The organism is Streptomyces sp. Ru62 (genome assembly GCF_002920615.1).
Lineage (GTDB): Bacteria > Actinomycetota > Actinomycetes > Streptomycetales > Streptomycetaceae > Streptomyces.
This window is the reverse complement of sequence record NZ_PQSU01000014.1, coordinates 237,053-245,522: the sequence shown is the minus strand read 5'-3', so window position 1 is coordinate 245,522 and position 8,470 is coordinate 237,053. Positions and strand designations below refer to the sequence as shown.

At 72.5% G+C, this 8,470-nt stretch carries 5 protein-coding genes; all 5 read left to right on the top strand.

The window, feature by feature from the left end; genetic code table 11:
- Positions 1–344, top strand: a 344-nt coding sequence (locus tag C3492_RS21055; RefSeq protein ID WP_219822085.1) for a septal ring lytic transglycosylase RlpA family protein, incomplete at its 5' end; no start/stop codon positions are given.
- Positions 345–474: 130 nt separating this feature from the next.
- The gene (locus C3492_RS21050) at positions 475–1,587 is read left to right on the top strand and encodes a chitinase (protein ID WP_181140473.1); all 1,113 of its coding nucleotides are present in this window, start codon (positions 475–477) and stop codon (positions 1,585–1,587) included.
- Between the two features lie 283 nt (positions 1,588–1,870).
- Positions 1,871–4,192 carry a Tat pathway signal sequence domain protein gene (locus C3492_RS21045; protein ID WP_181140472.1) on the top strand — a complete coding sequence of 774 codons (2,322 nt, stop codon included), beginning with the start codon at positions 1,871–1,873 and terminating at the stop codon, positions 4,190–4,192.
- 250 nt (positions 4,193–4,442) lie between these two features.
- Complete coding sequence (locus C3492_RS21040) at positions 4,443–6,362, top strand: glycoside hydrolase family 97 protein (RefSeq protein WP_181140471.1); 1,920 nt, start codon at positions 4,443–4,445, stop codon at positions 6,360–6,362.
- Positions 6,363–6,496: 134 nt separating this feature from the next.
- Positions 6,497–8,428, top strand: coding sequence for a glycoside hydrolase family 5 protein (locus tag C3492_RS21035; protein ID WP_103813284.1), 1,932 nt, complete (start codon positions 6,497–6,499; stop codon positions 8,426–8,428).
- The last annotated feature ends 42 nt before the right edge of the window (positions 8,429–8,470 follow it).

Genomic DNA, 8,470 nt, shown 5'->3' with positions numbered 1-8,470 from the left:
CCCCCGCCGCGCAGCAGCCGGCCGAGCAGTGCTGGGCGACGCACTACGGGCCTCAGCCGCCCGGCGCCCTGACGGCCAGCGGCGAGGTCTTCGACAACAACGCCGACACGGCGGCGACCTCCCTCAGCCGTCAGCCGCAACTGCCGTTCGGCACCCGCGTCCAGGTGACCAACGTCGCCAACGGCCGTTCGCTGGTGGTCCGCATCAACGACCGGGGCACCTTCGTGCAGACTCCGCAGGAGCCCAAGTGCCTCGACCTCACCGACGGCGCGTTCAGCCGGCTCGGCGGAAGCCTGAACCCGGACGCCGGACACATAGTCGTCACCCAGACCGTCCTCAACTGACCGGGCAGGTCACCGAGTTGCCGGCCCACTCCCTGCCTGGGCCGCGCACGTCCGCACGTCCCCCCTCCCAGTACGCCCCGTGAACTGGAGCGCATCCCCCATGAATGTCCCGTACCTCAGACGGATACCGATGAGACGCGTGCAACTCGGACGGACGCTGGCCGCCTCCGTCGCCGCCTGCCTCGCCGTGCTGTTCGCCGTCACCCCGGCCCAGGCCGCCGACGGACAGATCACCGGCCTCGCCGGCAAGTGCGTCGACGTGGCGGGCGCGAACAGCGCCAACGGCACCGCCGTCCAGCTCTACGACTGCAACGGCACGAACGCCCAGCGGTGGTCCAACCCCGGCGACGGCACCCTGCGGGCGCTCGGCAAGTGCCTGGACGTCGTCGACCGCAGCACGGCCGACGGAGCCGCCGTACAGCTGTGGGACTGCTCCGGCGGAGCCAACCAGCAGTGGGTGGTCACCGCCGCGCACGACATCGTCAACCCGGCCGCGAACAAGTGCCTGGACGTGCGGGACAACAACTCCGCCAACGGCACCCGCCTGCAGATCTGGAGCTGCACCGGCGGGGCGAACCAGAAGTGGAACGCGCCGGCGAGCGGCGGGGGCGGCACCACGCCTTCCGGGTTCGTCGTCTCCGAGGCCCAGTTCAACCAGATGTTCCCGAACCGGAACCCCTTCTACACCTACAGCGGTCTGACCGCCGCCCTCAGCGCCTACCCCGCCTTCGCGAACTCCGGCAGCGACACCGTGAAGAAGCAGGAGGCCGCCGCCTTCCTCGCCAACGTCAGCCACGAGACCGGCGGCCTGGTGTACGTCGTCGAGCAGAACACCGCCAACTACCCGCACTACTGCGACCCGAACCAGCCGTACGGCTGCCCGGCGGGCCAGGCCGCCTACTACGGGCGCGGCCCCATCCAGCTGTCCTGGAACTTCAACTACAAGGCCGCCGGCGACGCGCTCCACATCGACCTGCTCAACAACCCCTGGCTGGTGCAGAACGACTCCGCCGTCGCCTGGAAGACCGGCCTGTGGTACTGGAACACCCAGTCCGGACCCGGCACCATGACCCCGCACGACGCCATGGTCAACGGCGCCGGCTTCGGCCAGACCATCCGCAGCATCAACGGCTCCCTGGAGTGCGACGGCAAGAACCCCGCCCAGGTCCAGAGCCGCGTCGACGCCTACCAGAGGTTCACCCAGATCCTCGGCGTCAGCCCGGGTGGCAACCTCTACTGCTGACCGACCTCCAACACGCCCCTGGCGTACGGGCCGGCACGACCCGCGGCCCACGCGCCAGGGGCTTCCTCGTGGCGCCGTCGGGTTACGGAAAGCCCCCGGACGCTACCCGGGACGCAACCCCTTTCACCTGCCACATCCGACCAACGACCGCGCAGACATCCGATGTGTCACTCACAAACGGCCGGTTCGTTCACTGTCCGGACGATTGACAGGTGCACGAAGGGTACCTAGGTTCGCCGATACACCCGATGTATCGACGATCCGTCAGGTCTGGAGGACGACGATGGCCTCACAGTCGGACAAGCGCTCACCGGTGGCCCGGAGATCCGTGCTCGGTACCGCGCTGGGCGGAGCCGCGGTGGCGGCACTGCCGGGGGCGGCGCACGCGGAACAGGCGGGGACGGGCGGGGACGCCGGCCCGGCGGGCGGCAGACGGCCGTGGCGGCTCCGCTCCGCCATGGCCGACGACAGCGCCTGGGAGACGTTCCTGCGCGGACAGGACCTGCTGTGGAGCCGGCTGCCCGCGCTCTGGCACGAGGGCCCGTTCCTGGGCGACGGGCTGCTCGGCAGCATGATCTACCGGGAGCCGGACGCCCACCAGATCCGGTTCACCGTCCAGCACGGCCGGGTCCAGGACCACCGGCCCGAGTTCGGCAGCGGCTGGGGCACCTGCCGGCTGCCGGTCGGACACCTCACCCTCGAACCGGTCGGCACCATCATCGCCGTGGACTGGCGGTTGAGCCTGTGGAACGCCGAGCTGACCGGCACCGTGACCACCACCGCGGGCACGCTCACCCTGGCCGCCCTCATCCACGACGAGGTCCTGGCCGTGCGCGTGACGGCGCGCGGCGGCGAGCGGGTCACCTGGACCTTCCACCCCGAGGAGGCCATCAGCCCCCGCAAGATCCAGGAGGCCCCGCCCGCCGGCTACACCGGCAACCCGCCCTGGACCACCCGGACCGCCGCCGACGGCACCGAGCAGGTGCTCCAGCCGCTCACCGGGGGCGGGCAGACCGCCACCGCCTACCGTCGCACCGGCGACGAACTGCTGCTCAGCGTCGGCCACAGCTTCCCCTCCGGGACCGCCGCCGAGACCGACTCGCTGCGCAACCTGCGGCGCGGGACGTCGTACGCGGCCCTCAGGCGGCGGCACGTCCGCTGGTGGCACGCCTTCTACCGGAAGAGCTTCGTGTCCTTCCCCGACCAGCGGCTGCAGAGCTTCCACTGGATCCAGCTCTACAAGGTCGCCTCCGCCAGCCGCGCGGGCGGGCCCGTCATGGCCACCAGCGGGCCCTGGCTGGAGCCGACCCCCTGGCCGGCGGTCTGGTGGAACCTCAACGTCCAGCTGGAGTACTGGCTCATCCACGGCTCCAACCACCTGGAACTCGACGCGCTCGCCGGCACGCTGCGGCAGAACCAGGAACAGCTCATCGCCAACGTGCCCGCCGCCTACCGCAAGGACAGCTCCGGGATCGGCCGCAGCTCCGACATGTTCGCCAACCGCTCCGTGGGAGAGCCGGGCACCGGCGCCGAGACCGGCGACCTCACCTGGGCGCTGCACAACGTGTGGCTGTCCTACCGGCACACCATGGACAAGGCCCTGCTGCGGGACACGATCTACCCGGTGCTGCGCCGGGCGGTCAACTACTACCTGCACTTCCTCACCCCCGGCAGCGACGGCAAGCTCCACCTGCCGAGCACGCTCTCGCCGGAGTACCCCGTCGTGCCGCCGCAGGACACCAACTACGACCTCGCGCTGATCCGCTGGGGCTGCCGCACGCTGCTGGAGTCGGCCGAACTGCTCGGCATCCGGGACGAGTCGGCGCCCCGCTGGCAGGACGTGCTGGCCCGGCTCACGCCGTACCCGGTCGACGACAACGGGTTCATGATCGGCGCCGACACCCCGTACGCGCAGTCCCACCGGCACTACTCGCACATGCTGATGGTGTACCCGCTGTACCTGGTCAACTGGGACCAGCCCGAGAACCGCGAGCTGATCACGAAGTCGGTGACCCACTGGCACGCGCTGACCGGCGCCCACCGGGGCTACAGCTACACCGGTGCCGCGTCGATCCACGCCATGACCGGTGACGGCGACACCGCGCTCGGCTACCTGCGGAAGTTCTTCGATCCCACGACCCGCTACCCGTGCCGGGCCAACACGCACTACACCGAGGCCGGTCCGGTGATCGAGACGCCGCTGTCCGCCTCGCAGTCGCTGCACGACATGTTCTGCCAGAGCTGGGGCGGGGTGGTCCGCGTCTTCCCGGCCGTCCCCTCGGCCTGGGCGGACGTCACCCTGCACGACTTCCGCACGCAGGGCGCCTTCCTGGTGAGCGCCGTCCGCGAGGCGGGCGTCACCCGGTTCATCCGGGTCAAGAGCCTGGCGGGCGAGCCGCTGAGGCTCCGGCACGGCCTGAGCGGAACCCTCACCGTGCTGCTGGACGACGGTTCCCCGGCGCACACCCGGGACCTCGGCGACGGCACCCTCGCCATCGACCTGCCCAAGGGCCGCGAGGTCCTGGTCCACTCCGGGTCCCGCCCCGACCTGGTCATCGCCCCGGTGGCCGTCAGCGAACCCGGTCCGGCCTGGGGACTGCCGTAACGGCCGACCCCGATCGCGGCCCGGCCCACACGGGCCGTGCGGCCGCCCCCCATGACCGGTTCGGCCCGTCGGGTATCGCGCGCCCGCCCCGCGTCCGCCTCGAAGGACACCGCGCGATCGCCGCCCACCGCCGATCCGGCCCACCGGACGCCGCGCACGACCGTCCCCACGCCCCGCTCCTCCCCGCGGGGCACCGCGCGGCTGTCCGTACCCGTCTCCCACCCCGACTCCTTCACCCGGGAGGGTTCTCATGGCGGTTCCGATCAGGACCGCGGTCGCCGCGCTGTGCGCCGGGCTGGCGGCCTCGCTTCTCAGCGGCGGGCCCGCACGGGCCGGCCAGGACACCGGCTCCGGGGCACACGTCTGGACCGTGTCCGCGCCCGGACCCGGCGCGGCGGCACAGGCACCGCGCGCCCGCGTGTCCCTGGACGACACCACCGGCACCCTGGACCTGTCGGTGTCCCGCGGCGGGCGGACGGTCATCGAGCCGTCCCCCGTCGGCATCCGCACCGAGCGGGCCGATCTCTCGCAGGGCCTGCGGTTCCTGCACCGCACGGACCGGCTGGTCGACGAGCGGTACCGGACGAAGTCCGGCAAACGGCTCGACCGGCGGTCCCTGATGAACGAGACGCGGCTGTCGTTCGGCACCGCCGCGGGCGCCCGGTTCGACCTGGTCGTCCGTGCCGCGGCCGACGGTGTCGCCTACCGGTACGTACTGCCCGGGGGACACGGCGACGTGCTGGGCGAGACCTCCGCGTTCACCCTGCCGACGGACGCGCGCGCGTGGCTCAGCCCCTACCGGGTCGACAACGAGGGCCAGTTCGCCGAGTACTCCGCCGGGACCGCCCCCACCGGCTCGTACTCGGACCAGGCGCTGTTCGCGACCGACGGCGGCTACACACTGCTCGCCGAGTCGGGCCTGACCGGTGCCTACTCCGGTGCCCGGCTCGCGCACGACCAGGGCAGCGGCACGTACCGGGTCGCGCTCGCCGACGAGCGGATCCACAGCACCGGGGGCCCGCTCGCCACGCCGTGGCGGGCGATGGTCACCGGCAGCCTGGCCACCGTCACGCGGTCCACGTTCACCGACGACCTCGCCCCAGCCTCCCGGGTCGCCGACCCCTCGTGGATCCGGCCCGGCACCGTGCTGTGGACCTGGCTCGCCGGAGGCCGCGCGGCCGGCCAGAGCCTCACGGCGCAGAAGGCGTACGTCGACTACGCCGCCGCACGGCACTGGCCGTACGAGGCCGTCGACGCGGGCTGGTACTTCAAGAGCGACGCGTGGGACACCACAGACCCCGACTGGCAGACGAACAGTTGGCTGCCGCAGCTCACCGAGTACGCGCGGGCCAAGGGCGTCGGGATCGTCGTCTGGATCCACCAGCGCGACCTGGACACGCCCGAGGAACGCGCCCAGTGGCTGCCCACGCTGGAACGGTGGGGCGTCAAGGGCGTCAAGATCGACTTCATGAACTCGGAGTCGCAGTCCATGCTCCAGTGGTACGACGCCATCCTCAAGGGGACGGCCGAACACCACCTCATGGTCGACTTCCACGGTTCGACGATCCCGAAGGGCATCCAGCGCACCTGGCCGCAGGTCATGACCATGGAGGGGGTCGGCGGTGAGGAGAAGCGCACCAACACGTCCGTCCACCTGACCACCCTGCCGTTCACCCGCAACGTCCTCGGCTCCATGGACTTCACGCCCGGCGGCTTCCAGCGTGTCGGCCAGCGCCCGAACTCCGACGCGGCCGAGGCCGGCCTCGCCGTCGCCTACGAGTCGGGGCTGCAGATGCTCGCGGGCAGCCCGGAGTCGTACGACGCCCGGCCGCTCGCCCGGGACTTCCTCGCACAACTGCCCGCCGCCTGGGACGACACACGGCTGCTCGCGGGCGCACCCGGGCAGGAGGCGGTCCTCGCCCGGCGCGGCGGCGACCGCTGGTTCCTCGGCGGGGTGTACGCCGGTCCCGCACGCAGGGCCGAGGTGCCGCTGACCCTCGGGGCCGGACGGTGGCTGGTCGAGACGATCCGGGACGGCGCCGACGGGCTGGTCCAGGACCGGCAGGTGGTGCGCGGCGGCGACGCGCTCGGCGTCGATGTCGTCGCGGGCGGCGGTTTCGCCGGGATCGCCTGCCGCTGGCACCCGGGGGTCACCACCTGTCACCGCTGAGGCCGCCGCGGGCCGGCCGTCGTAGGTATGGACCTTGGCGGTCCTTCCCGGCACGGTGGTGGGCACCGCAGCCGGGCGGTGCCGTCGACCGGTCACCGCCCGGCTCCCCCCTCCGACCCCCAAGGGCTGCCCTCATGCCGACGCCACCAGCCGCGCTGCGGCTCGCCGTCACCGCCGTGGGACTCCTCCTCACAGCCACCACCGGCGCCACCGCCACCGCCTCGGCCTCCGCCGCCGTGCCGCCGCGCACCGCGCCCGCCCGGGTCGGCGTCGACGAGCCGGACCAGGCCGCCTGGTCCGCGCCGTTGTCGACCCGGGGCCGGTACATCGTCGACGCGCACGGCGACCGCTTCCGGCTCAAAGGCGCCAACTGGGACGGCGCCCAGGGCTCCTGGACCGGCAGCGGCAGCGCCGCGGACCCGGCCGGCCACCACGCCGGGCAGGACTCGCACGGCATTCCGCTCGGCCTCGACCGCGTACCGCTGCCCCGACTGATGGCGGACTTCCATCAGTCGGGGATCAACACCATCCGGCTGCCGTTCTCCAACGAGATGATCCACAGCACCGCGCCCGTGCCCGACGGCGCGGTCGCGGCCAACCCCGAACTGCGCGGCAGGACACCGCTGGAGATCTACGACGCCGTGGTGGAGGCGCTCAGCAACAGCGGTTTCGCCGTCGTGCTCAACAACCACACCAACACCTCCCGGTGGTGCTGCGGCATCGACGGCAACGAGCGGTGGAACAGCGGGCAGTCCACCGAGCGATGGGCGGACGACTGGGTGTTCATGGCCCGTCGCTACGCCTCCGTGCCGCGCGTGGTCGGCGCCGATCTGTACAACGAGGTGCGGCGTGACGTGCTGGACGACCCCAACTGGGGGCTGGGGGACGACCACGACTGGTACGGCGCGGCCCAGCTGGCCGCCGACCGCATCCTCACCGAGGCGAATCCGCGTCTCCTCATCGTGATCGAGGGCATCAACTGGACCGGCGTACCGGTGGACGGACTCCCCCACGGCCGGCCGGTCCTCACCCCCGCGCGCACCCTCTCGCACACCCTTCTGGACGCCCGCAAACTGGTCTACTCCGCCCACTTCTACGGCTACACGGGCCCCCGCCACAGCGGGGCCACGGGCCTCGGCGAGACCCACGACGCCCGCTACCAGGACCTGTCCCGCGCCGAGTTGGCCGCGGCCCTGGACGACGAGGCGTTCTTCGTGGAGGAGACCGGACGGCACTACACCGCGCCCGTCTGGGTGAGCGAGTTCGGCATCGGGTCGAACGAGACGAACGCGGCGGCCCGCACCTGGTTCGGCCATGTCACCGACTACTTCGCGGACCATGACGCCGACTTCGCGTTCTGGCCGCTGGTCGGCTTCGAGGGCCACGACGACTGGGCACTGCTGCGCTACGACGCCGCGGGGCACCGCTCCGGCATCCTCGACCCCGGAGACTGGCGCGCCACCGCATGGCAGCGTCTGATGTCCTCGCCGGGCACGACCGGCCCCGTGGCGTCCGTCCCGCTCTGGCGCATGCTGAGCACCGATCACGGAGACGCGGTGATGTCGCCGCGGGTGCGCGCCACGGGAGACTGGGATCCGGGAGCGTACAAGGCGGCCTGCCCCGACGGTACGGGACTGGCCGGACTGAGCCACACCGGCGGGCGTGGTCTGTGCGCCGACGCCGGGGCGGGAGACCTGCGCGCCGCCGACGCCCGCCAGACGGTCGTCACCGACGAGCGGCACGTACCGGCCGGCGGGGACTGGGCGTCCGGGTACACCAAGTACCAGTGTCCCGCCGGGGAGTTCCTCATCGGCTACAGCCTGCGGGGAGAGCGCGTGTCGGCGGCGCTGTGCGTCCCGGCACGGACCGCGCCGGCGGGCGCCGGGCGCACGGTGTGGTTCGACCGGTCCGACAACCGTCCCGCCGGCGGCGCCGGCGGGGACTTCGCGTACGGCGCCTTCAAGGGCCAGTGCGCGACGACCGAGTACGCCGCCGGGATCGCCTTCACCACCCGCGTGGGCAGCCGCCCCGGCCCCGCGGCCCTGCTGTGCCGGACGTTGCCCTGACCGCGACGAGCCTGCTGTGCACCGGTGGCCGTCGTGCCGCAG

What these genes read in the sequence shown, in the direction of transcription:
- C3492_RS21035 (WP_103813284.1), top strand. Translation starts at nt 6,497, where the DNA reads ATGCCGACGCCACCAGCCGCGCTGCGGCTCGCCGTCACCGCCGTGGGA.
- C3492_RS21040 (WP_181140471.1), top strand. Translation starts at nt 4,443, where the DNA reads ATGGCGGTTCCGATCAGGACCGCGGTCGCCGCGCTGTGCGCCGGGCTG.
- C3492_RS21050 (WP_181140473.1), top strand. Translation starts at nt 475, where the DNA reads ATGAGACGCGTGCAACTCGGACGGACGCTGGCCGCCTCCGTCGCCGCC.
- C3492_RS21045 (WP_181140472.1), top strand. Translation starts at nt 1,871, where the DNA reads ATGGCCTCACAGTCGGACAAGCGCTCACCGGTGGCCCGGAGATCCGTG.